This is a genomic window from Vibrio sp. 1978, assembly GCF_033344345.1.
Genome location: NZ_JAWPOP010000018.1, coordinates 85595 through 103222, shown reverse-complemented (window position 1 = coordinate 103222; position 17628 = coordinate 85595). Strand labels below are relative to the sequence as shown.

General features: G+C 45.7%; 16 protein-coding genes. 6 read left to right on the top strand and 10 right to left on the bottom strand.

What is annotated here, in order from left to right:
- Positions 1-139: 139 nt before the first annotated feature.
- On the bottom strand, positions 140-394 hold the full coding sequence (locus R8N49_RS17400; RefSeq protein ID WP_005387084.1) for a hypothetical protein: 255 nt from the start codon (positions 392-394) through the stop codon (positions 140-142).
- Positions 395-561: 167 nt separating this feature from the next.
- Here R8N49_RS17400 and R8N49_RS17395 point away from each other — a divergent pair, with 167 nt between their 5' ends.
- Together R8N49_RS17395 and R8N49_RS17390 are read left to right on the top strand one after the other, a co-directional pair.
- Positions 562-921, top strand: a complete 360-nt coding sequence (locus R8N49_RS17395; RefSeq protein WP_017633570.1) for a DUF6559 family protein — start codon at positions 562-564, stop codon at positions 919-921.
- Between the two features lie 137 nt (positions 922-1058).
- Positions 1059-2093 (top strand): ABC transporter substrate-binding protein, encoded by a 1035-nt coding sequence (locus R8N49_RS17390; protein ID WP_017633571.1) that lies wholly within the window; start codon positions 1059-1061, stop codon positions 2091-2093.
- A 107-nt stretch (positions 2094-2200) separates the two neighbouring features.
- On the opposite strand, the gene tyrS is transcribed toward R8N49_RS17390, so the two are convergent.
- From tyrS to ppsA, 4 genes are all read right to left on the bottom strand, one after another.
- Positions 2201-3460, bottom strand: coding sequence for a tyrosine--tRNA ligase (tyrS, locus tag R8N49_RS17385; protein ID WP_017633572.1), 1260 nt, complete (start codon positions 3458-3460; stop codon positions 2201-2203).
- An 82-nt stretch (positions 3461-3542) separates the two neighbouring features.
- Positions 3543-4349: a response regulator transcription factor gene (locus tag R8N49_RS17380; RefSeq protein ID WP_021707696.1), complete on the bottom strand. Its 807-nt coding sequence runs from the start codon at positions 4347-4349 to the stop codon at positions 3543-3545.
- Positions 4350-4542: 193 nt separating this feature from the next.
- A complete protein-coding gene (locus R8N49_RS17375; RefSeq protein WP_005373824.1) occupies positions 4543-5322 on the bottom strand; it encodes a hypothetical protein in 780 nt (259 codons plus the stop codon).
- 170 nt (positions 5323-5492) lie between these two features.
- Entirely contained in the window at positions 5493-7865 is a 2373-nt protein-coding gene (gene ppsA / locus R8N49_RS17370; RefSeq protein ID WP_005373822.1) for a phosphoenolpyruvate synthase, read from the bottom strand.
- Between the two features lie 251 nt (positions 7866-8116).
- Between ppsA and R8N49_RS17365 the strand changes: the two genes are divergently transcribed.
- Positions 8117-8953, top strand: a complete 837-nt coding sequence (locus R8N49_RS17365) for a pyruvate, water dikinase regulatory protein (RefSeq protein WP_005373820.1) — start codon at positions 8117-8119, stop codon at positions 8951-8953.
- Between the two features lie 76 nt (positions 8954-9029).
- Here R8N49_RS17365 and ansB read toward each other — a convergent pair whose 3' ends face one another.
- Both ansB and R8N49_RS17355 read right to left on the bottom strand, forming a co-directional pair.
- Positions 9030-10094: an L-asparaginase 2 gene (gene ansB / locus R8N49_RS17360; RefSeq protein ID WP_053304594.1), complete on the bottom strand. Its 1065-nt coding sequence runs from the start codon at positions 10092-10094 to the stop codon at positions 9030-9032.
- 370 nt (positions 10095-10464) lie between these two features.
- A complete protein-coding gene (locus R8N49_RS17355; protein WP_005373814.1) occupies positions 10465-11721 on the bottom strand; it encodes an adenylosuccinate synthase in 1257 nt (418 codons plus the stop codon).
- A gap of 105 nt (positions 11722-11826) precedes the next feature.
- On the opposite strand from R8N49_RS17355, the gene R8N49_RS17350 reads away from it, so the two are divergent.
- The 3 genes from R8N49_RS17350 (at position 11827) to R8N49_RS17340 (ending at position 13800) form a co-directional block, all read left to right on the top strand.
- Positions 11827-12696 (top strand): LysR family transcriptional regulator, encoded by an 870-nt coding sequence (locus R8N49_RS17350; protein ID WP_186585494.1) that lies wholly within the window; start codon positions 11827-11829, stop codon positions 12694-12696.
- Positions 12697-12715: 19 nt separating this feature from the next.
- Positions 12716-13108, top strand: a complete 393-nt coding sequence (locus R8N49_RS17345) for a ribosome recycling factor family protein (RefSeq protein WP_318190024.1) — start codon at positions 12716-12718, stop codon at positions 13106-13108.
- 77 nt (positions 13109-13185) lie between these two features.
- The gene (locus R8N49_RS17340) at positions 13186-13800 is read left to right on the top strand and encodes a LysE family translocator (protein ID WP_017633575.1); all 615 of its coding nucleotides are present in this window, start codon (positions 13186-13188) and stop codon (positions 13798-13800) included.
- A 92-nt stretch (positions 13801-13892) separates the two neighbouring features.
- Here the strand turns inward: R8N49_RS17340 and R8N49_RS17335 are convergent, their stop codons facing one another.
- From R8N49_RS17335 to R8N49_RS17325, 3 genes are all read right to left on the bottom strand, one after another.
- The gene (locus R8N49_RS17335) at positions 13893-14414 is read right to left on the bottom strand and encodes a DUF2058 domain-containing protein (RefSeq protein WP_033906326.1); all 522 of its coding nucleotides are present in this window, start codon (positions 14412-14414) and stop codon (positions 13893-13895) included.
- A gap of 172 nt (positions 14415-14586) precedes the next feature.
- Complete coding sequence (locus tag R8N49_RS17330; RefSeq protein WP_258489127.1) at positions 14587-15990, bottom strand: aspartate aminotransferase family protein; 1404 nt, start codon at positions 15988-15990, stop codon at positions 14587-14589.
- Positions 15991-16031: 41 nt separating this feature from the next.
- A complete protein-coding gene (locus tag R8N49_RS17325; protein ID WP_258489126.1) occupies positions 16032-17552 on the bottom strand; it encodes an NAD-dependent succinate-semialdehyde dehydrogenase in 1521 nt (506 codons plus the stop codon).
- Positions 17553-17628: the final 76 nt, after the last annotated feature.

Sequence of the window (17628 nt, the reverse complement as noted above, 5' to 3'; positions counted from 1 at the left end):
TCCCTAGAGTCGTTAAGAAAAAACCAAGCCGATACCCTAGAAAAAACAATGCCGCTCACCTTAAGTGAACGGCATTAGAGCGTTTGCTCCCTTTTTAGTTACCAAGTATCCGTTATTAAGCTCAGGTTGAGACAGAAGACTATTTAAGTTTCTGATGGACCCGATAGCTAACGACAAAGCCAATGTAGAATAGTGCAGCAAGAGTAATCACTGCCGTCGCGTACGCCAGCAGGCTGTTTAACCCTAAACCAAAAGCCAAAGTGAAGGCGATACCATGAATGGCTTCCGCAGGGATTCGGTACCAAGCAGCGTGGACGGAAGATCCGAATAGGATAAAGGTACTAAGTAAGACAATCGTGCCGCCTATAAAGCCGACCCATCTGCTGTTGTTCATGTTGCAGTCTCAGGGGTTACCGAGGTAACGTAACAAAATATTTCAGGATCGTATTATACAACCGATCATCGCGAAAAGCGCTAGAGAAATTTCGCGGATAAAACAGAGTGTTTTAATTCGAACAAAAGAATACGACCATAGCCAACTTAATACAGGAATAACAAAACATGTTGAGATTTATACAACGTCGTCGCATTAAGAAAGTGATTAAACTAATGAGTACTAGATTGGTGGTGGGATACGGCAGTCGTGAGTATTTTTCGGTTGATCAGGTAAAGACGAGCACCAGTGAGTTAAGCGCGTGCCAACAAAAAATTGCGTTGGCATTATATGCGGATCCGCAAGATCTTGATTTGGAAAATCAACCAGAGTTGCAAGCAATACGCTCAGACGTGGCGCATGATTTCTTTTCTGGTGCCGACTATACCGCTCAAGATGTGCTTAATTTACTCGGCTCTGGTGGCTGGAAAGGCGGCCGAATGGAAGATGGAATGTCTCATCATTTTGGTATGCACAGTCGCTATTAAAAACATGCGTTAATTTTATAAATTCGATAAATATTTTTGCTGTTAAAGATTAATTAAATTTTCTTTCAATTGGGTAACAATTACCTAATTATGCACCCGAATCCCAGCGCGTCGCTGGACTGGTTGGATTGCATACCATGAAATTAATCATCAAAGGATTGGGGCTGAGTGCTCTTGTGCTCAGCATGTTTGCTCATGCAGATAGCAAAACGTTGAACGTTTATGCATGGGGTGGCTATTTGCCGGAAGCATCGTTAAAAGCGTTTGAAAAACAAGAAGGCGTTACGATTAATTATTCGACCTTTGAGAATAATGAATCAATGTACACCAAGCTAAAATTGCTAAAAGGTTCTGGTTACGATGTGGTTTTTGCTTCTGCGTACTTCATTGAAAAAATGGGGCGAGAAGGGCTGCTTTCGAAAATAGATCACGCTCAAGTGCCAAACATGCAAGACACAATGGACGGTTTACTTGGCCAAGCGCACGATCCTAAAAATGATTACTCGCTGCCTTATATTTGGGGCATTACCGGGATTAGCTACAACGAATCCATGGTTGAGCAACCAGTGACAAAATGGGCAGACTTATGGGAGTCTCAATACGAACAACAAGTCATGTTGATTGATGACGTGCGCGATGTGTTTGGTATGGCGCTTAAGAAAAATGGCCATAGCGTGAATACAAAAGACGAAGCTGAAATCGAACAGGCTTTTGATTCTCTAGTTGCGCTGAAAAACAACGTATTACTGTATAACTCAGATGCGCCGCAAGTCCCTTACGTGTCCGGTGAAACATCGGTCGGCATGCAATGGAACGGCAACGCATTCCAAGGGCAGGTTGAAATGCCTGAGCTGAAGTTCGTGATGCCGGAAGAGGGCGCGGTATTGTGGATGGACAACTTCACTATTCCGTCTGGCAGTAAAAACAAAGCATTGGCGCATAAATTTATTAACTTCATGTACCAATCAGAGAACCAAGCGGAAATCGTGACCAGTTTGGGTTATGCGTCGGCAACGAACGCTGGGCGTGACAAATTGCCAGAAGAGTTGAAAAACAACCGTACTATTTTCCCTTCATCAGAAGACTTGAAAAAAGGCGAGTTTATTAATGATGTTGGCGCAGAAACGTTAGCGATTTACGAAAAGTACTGGCAACGTTTAAGAACGCAATAAGCAACGTCTTTGCCTATTGTTAGGCTTAAAATCGTTCAAATTTGGATTCCCCTCATCACGAAAGTGGTGAGGGGAATTTTTTTATAAGTTTTGTACTGCGAGTGTTGCTACGCGGCACGCTTTACGAGGCAGAAGTGCTTTTTACCGCGTTGCAGTAACCAATATTGATCAAACAGTGGGAAGCTTAAACTCGGGTTATCAGCCGCCACTCTTTCACCGTTTACACTGATGGCGTTGTTGCTGATGTGTTCGCGTGCAACACGCTTCGAACTTGCTAAGCCCGACTCAATCAACAGCTCAACCAAATCTTGTTGTGTGCTCTCAATGCTTGGTAAACCATCCAACTCCAACTGTTTTAATTCACCCAAACTCAGTTGTTGCACATTACCGCTGAATAAAGCTTGAGTGATACGCTCGGCACTGGCTAGGCCTTCTTCGCCATGAACAAATCGCGTCATTTCTTCAGCGAGAATACGTTGTGCTTGTGGCTTACCTTGGCTTGCTTGGTCTTGCGCTTCAATGCTGGCAATTTCTTCGCAGCTCAAGAATGTGTAGTAACGCAAGAAGTGGTAAACGTCGGCGTCTTCTGCGCCAAGCCAGAACTGGTAGAACGCGTAAGGAGAGGTTTTGCTAGGATCTAGCCATACTGCACCGCCTTCGGTTTTGCCAAATTTGGTACCATCGGATTTGGTGATCAGCGGCAGAGTTAAGCCAAATACTTGCTCACCATTTTGACGGCGAGTTAAATCGATCCCGCTGACGATGTTTCCCCATTGGTCATTGCCACCGATTTGCAAACGGCAACCGTATCGACGGTTTAGCTCGGCAAAATCGTACGATTGCAGTAGGGCGTAGCTAAATTCGGTGAAGGAGATACCTTGGTCAGGTCGTTGCAGGCGTTGTTTTACCGATTCTCGGTTTACCATAGTATTGATTGAGAAGTGCTTACCCACATCGCGGAAGAAGTCGATCACATTGATCGCTTTCATCCAGTCAGCGTTGTTTACCATGATCATCGGCTTGGCCAGTTGGTGATTCATCAACTGCTGAATTTGATTAGAAAGATCGTTAACCCAGCCTGAGACGATTTCCTCTGAGTTCAGACTGCGCTCAGTCGCTTTAAAGCTTGGGTCGCCAATCATGCCCGTTGCACCGCCAATCAAGGCAACAGCTTGGTGTCCGGCATCTTGAAAGCGCTTAAGCATAATCAAAGGCACGAGGTGGCCGATATGTAAGCTGCCAGCTGTAGGATCGAAGCCGCAGTAAACGGTTTGTGGCTGTGAGAGAAGTGTCTGAATTTCTTCCAAATCGCTGGCTTGTGCAATCAAGCCGCGATCTTGTAAATCTTGCAGTAATGGTGTCGTCATTCTTTTTGTCTGTTTTAGTGGTTGTTACATTCAGACTAAAACGCGACACCTTTTCTCGATATATCCCTTAAGGGACAGTTTTTTATCTTGAATGGAGAATGAGGTGATTGAGGAAAAGCTGGAATAACTCACTCAATGAAGACACATTTAATTGCGAGTAAATTCGCTTTCGATGATTTTTGACCGTGCCTTGAACTAAGTGTAACCGCGCGGCAATTTCTTTGGTGTCAAACCCTTGAGCGAGAAGCGAAGCCACCTCTTGTTCGCGACGGGTGAGTGATTCTACGCCAAACGTTGCTAAAGCTTGCTCAATGGCTAATCGCATACTGCCAGAATAAGCACTCTGTGCAAAAACAGGCTCAGAAAAGGTAAATTCCGTTTGTTTCCAATGCTGCTGACAAAGCGACTGAATTATCGGGAAATAGGGCTTTAGCTTATTGATTTGTTGCTGAGAAAAGTATTTTCCATCAGTCATATATCCGAAGTACAGCATGACCCAACGGCCAGATTCAACTTCGACTAGCATGCTAAGTTCGTCTTTCCACCCTGTTTGATGATAGAACTGCTCGCAGTATGAGGTGAAGTCAACGCCTTTACGCGCCACGTCTTTGAGCGTAAATACGCCTTGTTGCTTTGTCTCGTTTAGTTTGAGAAAAAAAGGGTCATTTTGAAATGAGTCAGTAAGGTAGCGTTGAAAAAGTAACTCTCGCTCGTTCTCAATTGAGTCGTAGAGATAAATAGGATGTTTACCTTCTCGGTAACCTAAAATAACTGCGCAATCAAAATGAAAAAGAGTGCGAATGACACGCATAAGTTTAGGAGTAAAGTTAGGCGTGTTAAGAGCAGAAATTGCTTCTGCTAGCAGATTATTAAAGTTATTGTCAGGCATGGGATACCGAATTGCAGGTGGTTTTGCGCAAGCATAACCAAAAGCAATCCAACGAGAAAGGGAAGTCGCCATCTTCTGGTGACTTCCATAGAGAAAGTTGCGTAAGTGCTCAGTTTTGAGGAATCATATCCCCGTTAACTTATTGATAAGGGTGCATAACAACGGTTTTATTTAAGCGATTAGTTGCTATGCATTACTGCGAGTTAGTGAGCTCTTCGTTAACCCAATATTTAGAACCAGACACGTTAGCATCGATGAGCAAACCTTTAGCGTTCAACTGATAGACGGCGACGCCGCTGTTAAATTGTTTTGAAAGTTGCTCTGAATCTTCGCCCGCAACAGCAGAGGCTTCACTTGTGGCCTCCCATCCTTCGTTGACGAACGTATCAAAGTCTTCTTTGCTCTCAAACAGAACCACTTGTTGGTAAAATTTGCCGCCAGCCCCAAGTGCAACGCCCAAACCAAACATATTCATATAAGTGCGTTCTTCTGTTTCCTTATTCACTGCGACTCCTGACCCTGAGTTGGTGTGAAACAGCAAAGATAATTTACGAGAATCAAAGACCGCGTAGCCGTACGCGTTGTCGTAAATAGCTTTTGCCTCCGGCTTTTCATTAAATAACTTGAGCAAAGCGCTATCTGCCATTAAGTCCACGGCTTGGCGAGCTTCTTCTGGCGTATCGCCTTCCATCAGCTCATCAATTTTTTTGTCGGCAGCATCTATCCATTCTTTGCTTTTCTCGATGCTGGCTTCTGTCCATTCGCCTGCGGTATTGATCGCTTCCTCGGACCAGTTCGTGAAATCTTGCCACGCTTGTTTTGAAAACGCTTTGGTATCGTCCCAAGCATCTTGTGCAGTATCAGAAACTGCGTCGCCAAGCTCAGACATTTTATTGGAAATTTCATCCCAATCGGCATAAGCAGGGGATGCCAGGAGCATCAAAGTAGTAAGGAGTGCGATAGGCTTTTTCATCAAATTCTCTCTGGAGTTATCAATATACCATTCATTTTAGGTCATCAGACTTTGATAATGAAATTGACTAAATGACGAACTTGAGAGAGGAATCACGAACTGATTGTGAAATGACGTGTGAATAACAAAGCCCTCACAAGGGGAGTGTGAGGGCTAGAGTTTATCGTGTGTTACTTGCTGCTAACTTTACCGAGTTTTAACCAAGTATCGATAACCGTATCTGGGTTTAGTGATACAGAGCTAATTCCTTGATCCATTAGCCATTCCGCTAGGTCGTCGTGGTCTGATGGGCCTTGACCACAAATACCAACGTATTTGCCTGCTTTTGTTGCCGCGTCAATCGCCATCTGAAGCATCACCTTAACCGCTGGGTTGCGCTCATCAAATAGATGTGCAACATCGCCAGAGTCACGATCAAGTCCAAGCGTTAGCTGAGTCATGTCGTTTGAGCCAATCGAGAAGCCATCAAAGTACTTCAAGAACTCATCGGCAAGGACCGCGTTGGATGGCAGTTCGCACATCATGATGACTTTAAGACCCTGATCGCCACGGCGCAGATCAAACTTCGCTAGCAAATCAATCACTGATGCTGCTTCGCTTGGTGTACGCACAAATGGGATCATGATTTCAACGTTTTTCAGACCCATTTCGTTACGAACGCGTTTAATTGCTTGAGTTTCTAGCTCGAAGCAGTCTTCAAACACTGGAGAAATGTAACGAGACGCGCCACGGAAGCCAAGCATTGGGTTTTCTTCATGCGGTTCGTAGGCTTTACCGCCAACCAAGTTGCTGTATTCGTTAGACTTAAAGTCAGACATACGAACAATAACGCGTTTCGGCCAAAATGCCGCAGCAATGGTTGCGATACCTTCTGTCAGTTTGCTTACGTAGAAATCGATAGGATCTTTGTAACCACGAATACGCTGAGTGATTTCTGCTTTTAGCTCATCGCTTTGTGCATCAAAGTTAAGTAATGCTTTCGGGTGGATACCAATCATCTTATTGATGATGAATTCAAGACGCGCAAGACCAACACCTTCATTTGGAATTTGTGCGAAGTCAAACGCGCGATCAGGGTTACCCACGTTCATCATCACTTTTGTTGGTAGCAGTGGCAGTTCATCAACAGAAGAGCGTTTTACATCAAACTCAAGTTCACCTTGGTAAACGTAGCCCGTTTCACCTTCTGAACAAGATACGGTCACGGTTGCACCATCGGTTAACTTGCTTGTCGCATCGCCACAGCCAACGATTGCAGGAATACCAAGCTCACGAGCGATGATGGCAGCGTGACACGTACGGCCACCACGGTTGGTTACGATTGCAGATGCTTTTTTCATCACTGGTTCCCAATCTGGGTCAGTCATGTCTGTAACTAGCACGTCACCTTCTTGGACTAAAGACATTTGGTCCAGAGAGTCAACCAAGCGAACCACGCCTTTACCGATGCGCTGACCGATTGCACGACCTTCAACCAAAACATCCGCTTTGTTTTGTAGCTCGTAGCGCTCAATCACGTTTTGTTCCGTTTGTGAACATACGGTTTCAGGACGCGCTTGAACAATGTACAGCTTGCCATCAATGCCATCTTTTGCCCATTCAATGTCCATTGGACGCTGATAGTGCTTTTCGATGATCATTGCTTGTTTTGCGAGCTCTTTGATCTCGTCGTCGTTCAATGAGAACGTGTTGCGCTCTTCATCAGAAGTATCAACGATATCAACTTGTTTGCCGATTTCTTGGTTATCTGAGTAGATCATTTTGATCAACTTAGAACCAAATGTTTTCTTAACGATTGGGTGTTCGCCTGCTTCAAGCATTGGCTTGTGAACGTAGAACTCGTCAGGGTTTACTGCACCTTGAACGACCATCTCGCCTAGACCCCATGAAGAGGTGATGAAGACAACTTGGTCGAAACCCGATTCAGTGTCTAGTGTAAACATAACACCCGATGAGGCTTTATCTGAACGCACCATACGTTGGATACCCGCAGATAGCGAGATGCCACGGTGGTCGAACCCTTGGTGAACGCGGTAAGAAATCGCACGGTCGTTAAATAGAGAAGCGTAAACGTGCTTAGTTGCTTCTAGTACTGCGTCGATGCCTTTCACGTTCAAAAACGTTTCTTGCTGACCAGCAAAAGAAGCATCAGGTAGGTCTTCTGCCGTAGCAGATGAACGAACTGCGACTGAAAGCTCAGGATTGCCTTCGATCAGTTCTTGGTAATTTTCACGAATTTCTTGTTCAAGGTCCGCAGGGAAAGGGGCCTCTAATACCCATTGACGAATGTTTGCACCTGTCTTACGCAGAGCTTCTACATCTTCAACGTCTAGTTCATCGAGTAATTGGTGAATACGCTCATCCAAACCTTCGTGGTCAAGGAATTGGTTAAACGCGTATGAGGTTGTCGCAAAACCATTTGGTACAGAAACGCCTGCGTTTGCTAGGTTAGATACCATTTCGCCAAGTGAAGCATTCTTACCGCCGACTTTGTCGACATCATCCATGGATAGGCCATTGAACCAGAGGGTGTTCTTTTGCATGTCTTTCTCCAGAAACATTGCAGCTTAGTAGGGGGACTTAAATCGATCTAAACAATCGCATGTTGGCTGTTATTACACGTTGACCATACATTGCTTCATTCAGATTGATATCAAAGGCAAACGATTACGTTCTGGCTGAAAAAAATTCAAAAGAATTTTTAAAGCTGTGGTGAACCTAACTGAAAGCCAAACTGATTTATTAATATTATGTGTACCATCCTACTCAAAAGATTTTGAAAAATTAAACAGAAATGCAAATAAATAACCAAAGTCGTGATGTGTTCTATGTTTCTGACGGTACGGCGATAACATGTGAGACATTAGGGCATGTTGTTCTCGGTCAATTTCCGTTCATTCCTAACGAAAAAACCTTTCCGTTTGTAGAAAGCCAGGACAAAGCTACTGACGTAGTCAAAGAAATTGAAACTTCCTACCAGCGCAATGGCGTCAAACCTCTGGTCTTTTTCTCAATTGTCGTTCCAGAAGTACGTGAAATGCTGCTTGAAGCGCCGGCATACAGTTACGATGTGTTGGAGAGTATTGTGCAGAAAGTGCAAGACGACATTCAGATGGCACCAAAGCCTAAGTTGCAGCGTTCTCGCAGTGTGGGGAAAGATTCCGACACCTATTTTGACCGTATTGCGGCTATTGAATACACATTGGCGCATGATGATGGCATCACGCTAAAAGGGTTGGAACAAGCCGATATTATCCTGCTGGGAGTATCGCGCAGCGGAAAAACGCCGACTAGCTTGTACATGGCGATGCAATTTGGTTTACGTGTTGTGAACTATCCGTTCATTGCGGAAGATGTGAAGATGATGCGTTTGTTGCCTGAGTTTGAGATCCATCGTCATAAGTTGTTTGGGCTGACTATCGATCCCGAGCGCTTGACTGAAATCCGTGAAAATCGTTTGTCTGGAAGTGATTACGCTAGCACAGAGCAGTGCAAGCTGGAGCTAGACACTGTTGAGGCGTTGTTTAGAAGAGAGGCGATCCCATATATCAATACGTCCTCTCTGTCTGTTGAGGAAATTACTACGCGTATTCTGGAAAAAGCAGGAATGAAGCGTCGCTTGTTTGGCTAACAAGAGACGCTCATGTCGCTATGTGTAAGAGGAGGTAAGGTGTGTACCTCCTCTATCGAATGAACCTTAGACAGAATTAATAGTATTGGAACATCTTTTGGATGTCTTGATAGTTTTTGGTCTGAGTCAGTGACAGCATCAGTAAGATACGTGCTTTTTGTGGGTTCAATGTACCAGCGGCAACAAAGCCGTATTTTTCGTCATCAATTTCAGCATCCAAAGTGGTTGAGCCGCTAGGCGTTCGGGAGCTTCTTACAACAACAACGCCATCTTTACTCGCTTTCTCTAGCTCATCAAACACAGTGTGGTACAAGTTACCATTACCGACACCAGCACTTACGATGCCGTCAAACTTCGCATCCACAAAGGCTTTCACTGGCAAATTGGAGGCATTTGCATAGTTATAAACAATACCGACCTTAGGCAACTTAGTAAGCTTTGATACATCGAATGGGGTTTCTGTCGTATGTTTACGCTCTGGGCTTCGTTGATATTTGGCATCGCTATTATGAATGTAGCCGATAGCACCAAAGTTGGGTGACTGGAAAGTGCTGACGGAGGTTGTATTGGTTTTTGTCACATCTCGCGCATCGAAAATCGTGTCATTCATTGCGACTAGCACGCCACGTCCTTCTGAATCTTCATCGGTGGCTGTTACGACTGCATTGTATAAGTTGACTGGTCCATCAGCACTCATTGCGGTGGAAGGACGCATTGCACCGACGATCACGACAGGCTTTTTGCTCTTGACGGTCAGATCAAGGAAGTAAGCGGTTTCCTCTAACGTATCCGTACCATGAGTAATGACGATGCCGTCAACATCATCTTGAGCGAGTAGCTCATTAACTCTTTTCGATAATTTTAGCCACACTTCATCATTCATATCTTGTGAACCGATACTGACCACTTGCTCTCCAGAAATATCGGCAATGTTGGTCATACTCGGCACCGCAGAAATCAATGATTCAACGCCGACTTTACCTGCTGTGTAGTTTGACTCGGTTGCAGATTGACCTGCGCCTGCTATGGTGCCGCCAGTGGCAAGAATTTTAATGTTCGGAAGATCGGATTGCGCGAAAGACAAAGAACTAAGGCACAAACCAAGGGTTATCGTACTGAGGCGGAAAAGATTTTTCGTCATGGGAATCACCTGCTGTTAGGTTGGATGTTGGGGAACTCATCTATCCTAAAAACAGCGGGTTAGATTTTTTGAGTACTAGTTCAACAAATTGCAGATGAAGATCGTGATCAACTAATCACTTAAAGAATATCAAATCAACCAGTTAACCTAATTGATGTGCTTCTTTAACAAGTGAGATGTGCTAGTAACGTGCACAACGTGTTAAGCCCTATAATTTATTGATTTATAAATAAAGGAGGTAGGAGTCTCGTGATGAGGTTACTAAACATGAATTTAGCCGTGCAATTTTTCAAAGTTTACAGTGTAAAAAAAAGCGGCTTTACCCCGGAACAGATAAAAGCCGCTTGCCAATGATGTGTTAATTCACATCTTATCGCATAATCATTTGTTCACGACCAGGACCCACAGACACCATTTTTACTGGTACGCCCATGAGTTCCTCAATGCGTAGAACGTATTTCTGTGCTGCTACTGGAAGCTCTTCAAACTTACGACAACCTGTGATGTCCTCGCTCCAGCTTTCCATCTTCTCGTAGATTGGCGCAAGAGAGGCAGTTTGAGGCCAGATTGGGTTTTCGCTGTGGTCGCCTTCGTAGCCAACACAGATTTTCAGATCGTTAAGGCCAGTCAAACAGTCTACTTTCGTTAGTGCAATTTCAGTTGCGGCTTGCAGTTCAACGCCATTCTTCGTAGCGACTGCGTCGAAGTAGCCCATGTCGCGTGGACGACCCGTAGTTGCACCGAACTCGCCAGCAAGTTCGCGGAAAGCGTCTTGCTCTTCCATTGCAGTGATCAACGTACCAGTACCCACTGATGAGCTGAAGGCTTTTGCAACCGCAATAACGCGTTCAGGACGAAGTGCCGGAAGGCCACTACCGATACCCGCGTACATTGATACAACGTTAGAAGATGTTGTCCAAGGGTACTCACCGTAAACAAGGTCACGACCCGCGCCAAGCTGCGCTTCGAACAATAGAGTTTTGTCTTTCGCTTGTAGTTCTTTTAGAGGAAGCGTTACGTTGCAAATTGAATCGCGCCAAGGTGCAGAGACTTCTAGCAGCCAGTTCGCCAGTTCTTCAGCGGTTTGTTCAAACTCGAACGTCGGGTAAAGTGCACGCAGTTGCGGCAGTTTCCAATCCATCATGAATTGAAGGCGTTCAACCAATACTTCTGGTTGCTTCAACCAACCAACTAGGATGCCTTTCTTCATTACGCGGTCACCGTACGCAGGTGCAATACCTTGACGAGTTGAACCGTATGCTTTGTCGCCTAAACGTTGTTCTTCTAGCGTATCTTCTAGTGCGTGTAGAGGTAGACACAGTGTTGCGCGATCTGAGATGCACATATTCACTTTTACGCCTGCTTCTTCAACTTCCGCAATCTCCTGAGACAGCAACGCAGGGCTGATAACCATACCCGGACCTAACACTGCCAAACAGTCTGGGTTGAATACGCCACTTGGTAGCTGGTGCAGCTTAAACGTACCTAGATCGTTAACCACGGTGTGACCCGCGTTGTTACCACCTTGGAAACGAATGCTCGCAGAAGCTTGCTCTGCCAAAAAGTCAACGATGCGGCCTTTGCCTTCATCACCCCAGTTTGCACCCACAACAACGATAGACGACATAATTTAATCTCCAAAAACAGATGCAAAAATCTTAAGGTGTTCGCCATAATAAGAGAAATTAATTATACTCATTAACTTGATAAGAATCTCATATCGGAATTGGCAATGTTAGATTTGAACTGGCTGCGAACCTTCGTAACTCTTGCAGAGGTAAAACACTTTGGTAAAACAGCGACGGAACTCCACATGACACAGCCGAACGTAAGTTTGCATATCAAGCAGTTGGAGCAAGCCACGCGCACGAAATTGATTGAGCGAAATCCTGTGCAGTTGACGCAAGCGGGGAAGCGTTTGTTAGCTACGGCGCAGCGGATGCTCAATGAGCTGCAAATTTGTCAGTCGGATCTCAATGCCATCAACGATCTTACGCAGGGGACGCTTTCTATTGCGGCGAGCGATATTGTTTCACGTTTACTGCTTATCAAACCATTTCAGCAATTCAAAAGTGAATATCCGGGGATCGACTTGGCATTGTTCAATACCACATCTTCTCAAGCGGTGGATTTGGTGAAAAGTGCGCGTGCCGATATCGGCTTTGTTATCGCACAAAAAGAGAGTCAACCGCTGCATTTTACGCCTCTCACGCAGATTCACTGGTGTGCGTTTGGCGATAACATTTTTGAGTGGCAAGACAATCGAAAAGAGAGCCAGACGCTGATCCTGCTAGGGCACGATACTCGAACCCGAGAGCTGATTGATTCGTCTTTACCTGAACTAAATCTGCCTAAGCATCGCGTGATGGAAGTGGGCAGTGTGGAAGCACAAATCGACTGGGCGGAAGCGGGGTTTGGGACTGCTATTGTGCCGGATTTCTCGCTCGATCCGAGATTAAAGCTTTCTCGTGAAGTTACGCCTTTGCCAAGTTTTCCAAACACTGATTTCGGCTACATCGTGCGTCAAAATCAGGTGTTATCCAAAGCGGCAAAACAGTTGCTGGCATGGGTTGGCGAGAATGTGTCGGTGGTTGAGGGCTAAGACGATGAAAGAAAAGGCCATGAAAGAGACGAAGATTACGATTTCGCTCCCACCCTTGATTCACCGTATTGGGGGCGACCATGCCAAGCGAGCGAAAACACTCGCAGCAGAAAAACAGTGCGATCTTAAGCGAATTAGACGATCTCGTCACTGGCAAATCTCGGGCGAGGCTTTGGATGTAAAAGCGTTTTTAGAGCATCTCAAAAACGAAGAAGCAGAGACGATGCGATTTGCGATCAACAAGATCGAACAAGCTCTACTTGCTCACCAAGACAAATTGGAACCTTTGGACGTGAAGTTGATACGTTTGGTGAGACAAAACCCAAACATCACCCTAGCGGAGCTGATGGCTGAAACGAACTGCACGTTAGTTCAAGCTCGCACGGTACGATTTGGTGCTGAGTTGCTTTAAGATCGGTTTGTGGTTTACTCACTTTATTAACAGATGTTAGGGTACCGATCAAAATCACTCACTAAGACCATTTTATTATGGATATTTGGCAGCTTCTCCTTTTTATTCCTGCTTGCTTCGCTCTAAATATGGCTCCAGGCCCAAACAATTTATTGGCAATGAATAATGCGCGTTGTTACGGCTTTAGGGCCGCGTTTACGGCCAGTTTAGGCAGAATTGCTGCTTTTTCAGCGATGATTGCGTTGTCTGCATCAGGTCTGGCTGTGATTTTGTATACGTCAGAAATGCTATTTTTGGCAATAAAGTTGGTAGGAGCGCTGTATCTACTGTGGATTGCGTTTAACCTTTGGCGTTCAGAGTCCAGCCCGATCTCTGACTTGGACAATTCGCGCAATTACGCAGGACTTGCGAAGCAAGAATTTACGCTTGCTGCTGGCAACCCGAAAGCGATACTTATTTTTACTGCATTCTTGCCGCAATTTGTTGATGCCAATGCCAACGTTCAAGAGCAGTTTTTTGCCCTTGGCTCGACGTTTTTGATATTAGAAATGGTCGCCATTTCAATCTATGCCATCTTTGGTTTGTACTTGAGGCACTGGTTTTCAAATCCAAAAATGGCGAAACGTTTCAATCGCGGATGTTCGTTGTTTTTAGCCGCATCAGGTGCGAATTTGCTACTAAGTAAGCAATAACAACACATCATCTCCGTAGATTATTTTTCTATAAAAAGAGCCGCTGATGTTACATCAGCGGCTCTTTTAGTTGATGCATCGATTATTTATTGTTACCACATCAAATCGTCAGGCACGACGAAATCTGCGTATGGATCGTCTTCTGCTGGAATGTCCGATTCAGGTTCTTTTTGTTCGATGATGACGGACTCATCACGTTGAGCAATTTTATTCGCTACTCCACGTGGAATGACAACATAGCTTTCACCAAAAATTGCGATTGCCAAAATACCTTTGATCAACTGCTCGCGGATAAGTGAATCTACATAAAGTGATTTCACTAGCGTACCGTGAGTGAAGTTGTATTTGATGTCGCCATCTTTTAAGTCGATCTTGTTCATCTCAATCAATTGATTGATCTGCGCTTTGATCTCTTTGTTTAATCGCTCAGCATTTTGCTGCTCGCTCAATTGTTTATCACGCTCTAACTGTTGGCGTTTATTCTCTTCAACCGCCGCTTTTACTTCGCGTGCTTGAACGCGTGATTTTTTTGAGCCTTTCTTCGCTTTCTTTAGTTTCTTTTCATTAACTAAGCCAGCTTTCAGCATTTGTTCTTGAAGGGTAAGTTTTGCCATGTTTCATCCAGTTAGTGCGCAATTTTGGGCATTTTACCCACTATTGCCACTTGTAGTAAATAATAGTGCTTTCTATGGGTCTAAAATGTTTGGTTGGCTTGTTGTCTCTTTAATGGAAAGTGCAAAGCGGGCCTTCTCCAAAGCCCGCGAGCATTACTGAAATCTAGGTGGGTTATAGCTGCCACTGTTTAGATGTGACGAGGTTATCCATCACTTTGTTTACCGCTTGATCCGCTTTGTCGACAATGGTGTCTATATCGTTACGATTCGCGATAAGCGGTGGAGCAAAACCGAGGATGTCACCATGTGGCATAGCGCGAGCGATTAAGCCTCGCTCTAAACAGGCCGCCGCGATTTGCGGGCCTACTTTCAAGTTTGGATCAAAGTGTGCACGGCGGAGCTTGTCTGAAGAAAACTCCAACGCATGCAACAAGCCAACGCCACGAGTATCACCGACCAATGGATGATCGCTAAACGTCTCCGCCATGCGTTGCTGCAAGTAAGCGCCGACTTCGGCCGCGTTTTTTACCAAGCCTTCACGTTCAATGATATCGAGGTTGCAGTTCGCGGCTGCCGCTCCCATTGGGTGACCAGAGTAGGTATAACCGTGTCCGATAGCGCCCCATTGGTCGGTGCCGTTTTCTAGCACACTCCAAACTCGTTCACCGACGATCACGCCAGACAGCGGTTGATACGCTGAGGTTAACCCTTTCGCTACCGTGATGAGATCTGGTTTCATGTCGTAGTGCAGTGAGCCAAAATCGGAGCCGAGGCGACCAAAGCCACACACCACTTCATCCGCAATCAAGAGTACATCGTATTTGTCGAGCACTTTGCGAATCGCCTGCCAGTACCCTGCTGGTGGTGGCACAATACCGCCAGTACCGAGCACTGGTTCTGCAATCATTGCTGCTACCGTTTCTGGGCCTTCTTCCAAGATCATCGCTTCGAGTTGATCTGCGCAATATTGAGAGAATTCGAGCTCAGACATACTCTCGTCTTCACGGCGATAATAATATGGCGCGATGGTGTGTTTGATACGCTCAAGTGGTAAATCAAAATGGGCGTGGAACAGCGGCAAACCTGTCATTGAACCGGACGCGATACTTGAACCATGGTAGCCGCGGTCACGCGAAATGATTTTTTTCTTCTCTGGTAGACCACGAGCATTGTTGTAATACCATACCAACTTAAGTTGAGTTTCGTTCGCGTCGCTGCCTGACATGCCGTAGTAAACTTTGCTCATGCCTTCAGGCGCCATTTTGATGATGCGATCTGACAGTGTCACGAGCGCTTCGTTCGTATGACCGACGTACGTGTGGTAGTACGCCAGTTCTTTGGCTTGCTCATAAATCGCATCGGCCATTTCGGTCCTGCCATAGCCAATGTTTACACAATACAACCCGGCAAAGCCGTCTATCAGCTCGATGCCTTCTGAATCGATGATGCGTATTCCGCTTCCGCTCGAGATAATTCTTCCCGGAAGCTCCCCGGCCGCATACTGCTTCAGGTGGGTTGAGGCATGAAATACTCTCTGACGATCGATCTCTAAAAGTTGTTGGGTTTTGTTACTCATGATCCTTCTCCTCGAATAATTGGATATCCATATTTCGTGTCTCAACTGCCACTGACGGTTGGTAAAGCGCCTAAGCAGCAGTATTTGATTTCGCTGTATTCTTCAAATCCGTGACGGCTTCCTTCTCGTCCAAGACCAGACTGTTTCACGCCGCCGAATGGGATAGGGTGCCCTGTCATTTTGACGGAGTTCACGCTCACCATGCCAAACTCCAAACCGCGCATGCAGTGCCAAATTTGGTGAATATCGTGACCATAAACATAGGCAGCTAAGCCGTACTCAGTGTCGTTGCTCATTTCAATCACGGTATCTAAGTCTTGGTAAGGCAATACGCCTGCCACAGGACAAAAATTCTCTTCGCGATACACCGCCATTTCAGGGGTGACATCGGCTAGCAATGTCGGCGCGAAGAAGTTTTCGCCTGGTACGGGCTGGTGGTATCCCGCTACCAATCGCGCGCCTTTGTCGAGCGCGTCACGCACCAAATCATGCGCTTTATCCACCGCAGTGCGATTAATAAGCGGTCCCATGGTGGTTTTTTCATCTAAGCCATTGCCTAAAACGATGTGGCTCATTTCCTTGGCAAACGCTTCCAAAAACGCTTCGTACTTATCGTCAGGGACGAAAATACGGTTTGCGGCCAAGCAGTCTTGTCCTGCGGTTTGAAACTTCGCATCCACGGCGGCTTTGGTTGCTTGCTCGACATCCATATCTGGCAGCACGATGAAAGGGGCGTTACCACCTAGCTCCATACTGCACTTCTTCACGGTTTGTGCCGCGTCGCGTAGCAATAGTTTGCCTACTCGAGTTGAGCCTGTGAACGAGAGCGCTTTGACTTTATCGGAGTGACACAAGGTTTGTGACACCATCACCGCATCGCCAGTGATCACGTTAAATACACCAGGTGGAAAGCCAGCTCGGTCTGCTAACTCTGCCAACGCTAACGCAGAAAAAGGCGTTTCACTGGCGGGCTTAATGAGCACCGGACAGCCTATTGCTAGTGCGGCTGCGGCTTTGCGTGTGATCATGGCATTAGGAAAGTTCCATGGCGTAATCAGTGCTGCGACACCAATTGGCTCGCGCACCGTTGATAGCTGCGCATTCGGAATATGACTTGGGATGGTTTCGCCATAACAGCGGCGTGATTCTTCGGCAAACCAACGAACAAAGGATGCGCCGTAGTCAATCTCACCTACAGCATCACCTAGTATTTTTCCTTGCTCCATCACCATCAAATGAGCAAGATCTTGCTTTGATTCTAGAATCAGGTCGTGCCAACGCATGAGAATTTCAGCGCGCTCTTCTGCTTGCATTTTTCGCCATTGACGAAAGGCTTGGTCGGCTTCATCAATCGCTTGATAGAGTTGTTGCTGAGAAAGCTTAGTGATGTAACCGATGACCGTGCCATCTGCTGGATTATCCACCGGATGAAATTGATCACCACTTACCCATTTGCCATTTACGTACGCTAAACCTCTCACCAAACGTACGTCTTTCATTATCGCCATCATGTCGTGCGAGGCTTTTAATTCCTCTGCATGTAAGCTGTGCAGTGCTGTCATGAGTCCTTCTCCCAGCATCGTTGTCCATAATGAAACTGTAATGGAGAAGTGACCGAAATAATTTCTGATACCGAGG

Excerpts from the sequence above, each read along its gene's own strand:
- R8N49_RS17330 (WP_258489127.1), bottom strand. The coding sequence starts at position 15,990 with ATGAGTAACAAAACCCAACAACTTTTAGAGATCGATCGTCAGAGAGTA.
- ansB (WP_053304594.1), bottom strand. The coding sequence starts at position 10,094 with ATGACGAAAAATCTTTTCCGCCTCAGTACGATAACCCTTGGTTTGTGC.
- R8N49_RS17350 (WP_186585494.1), top strand. The coding sequence starts at position 11,827 with ATGTTAGATTTGAACTGGCTGCGAACCTTCGTAACTCTTGCAGAGGTA.
- ppsA (WP_005373822.1), bottom strand. The coding sequence starts at position 7,865 with ATGCAAAAGAACACCCTCTGGTTCAATGGCCTATCCATGGATGATGTC.
- R8N49_RS17380 (WP_021707696.1), bottom strand. The coding sequence starts at position 4,349 with ATGCCTGACAATAACTTTAATAATCTGCTAGCAGAAGCAATTTCTGCT.
- R8N49_RS17340 (WP_017633575.1), top strand. The coding sequence starts at position 13,186 with ATGGATATTTGGCAGCTTCTCCTTTTTATTCCTGCTTGCTTCGCTCTA.
- R8N49_RS17395 (WP_017633570.1), top strand. The coding sequence starts at position 562 with ATGTTGAGATTTATACAACGTCGTCGCATTAAGAAAGTGATTAAACTA.
- R8N49_RS17375 (WP_005373824.1), bottom strand. The coding sequence starts at position 5,322 with ATGAAAAAGCCTATCGCACTCCTTACTACTTTGATGCTCCTGGCATCC.
- R8N49_RS17390 (WP_017633571.1), top strand. The coding sequence starts at position 1,059 with ATGAAATTAATCATCAAAGGATTGGGGCTGAGTGCTCTTGTGCTCAGC.
- R8N49_RS17400 (WP_005387084.1), bottom strand. The coding sequence starts at position 394 with ATGAACAACAGCAGATGGGTCGGCTTTATAGGCGGCACGATTGTCTTA.
- R8N49_RS17365 (WP_005373820.1), top strand. The coding sequence starts at position 8,117 with ATGCAAATAAATAACCAAAGTCGTGATGTGTTCTATGTTTCTGACGGT.
- R8N49_RS17325 (WP_258489126.1), bottom strand. The coding sequence starts at position 17,552 with ATGACAGCACTGCACAGCTTACATGCAGAGGAATTAAAAGCCTCGCAC.
- R8N49_RS17345 (WP_318190024.1), top strand. The coding sequence starts at position 12,716 with ATGAAAGAGACGAAGATTACGATTTCGCTCCCACCCTTGATTCACCGT.
- R8N49_RS17355 (WP_005373814.1), bottom strand. The coding sequence starts at position 11,721 with ATGTCGTCTATCGTTGTTGTGGGTGCAAACTGGGGTGATGAAGGCAAA.
- R8N49_RS17335 (WP_033906326.1), bottom strand. The coding sequence starts at position 14,414 with ATGGCAAAACTTACCCTTCAAGAACAAATGCTGAAAGCTGGCTTAGTT.
- tyrS (WP_017633572.1), bottom strand. The coding sequence starts at position 3,460 with ATGACGACACCATTACTGCAAGATTTACAAGATCGCGGCTTGATTGCA.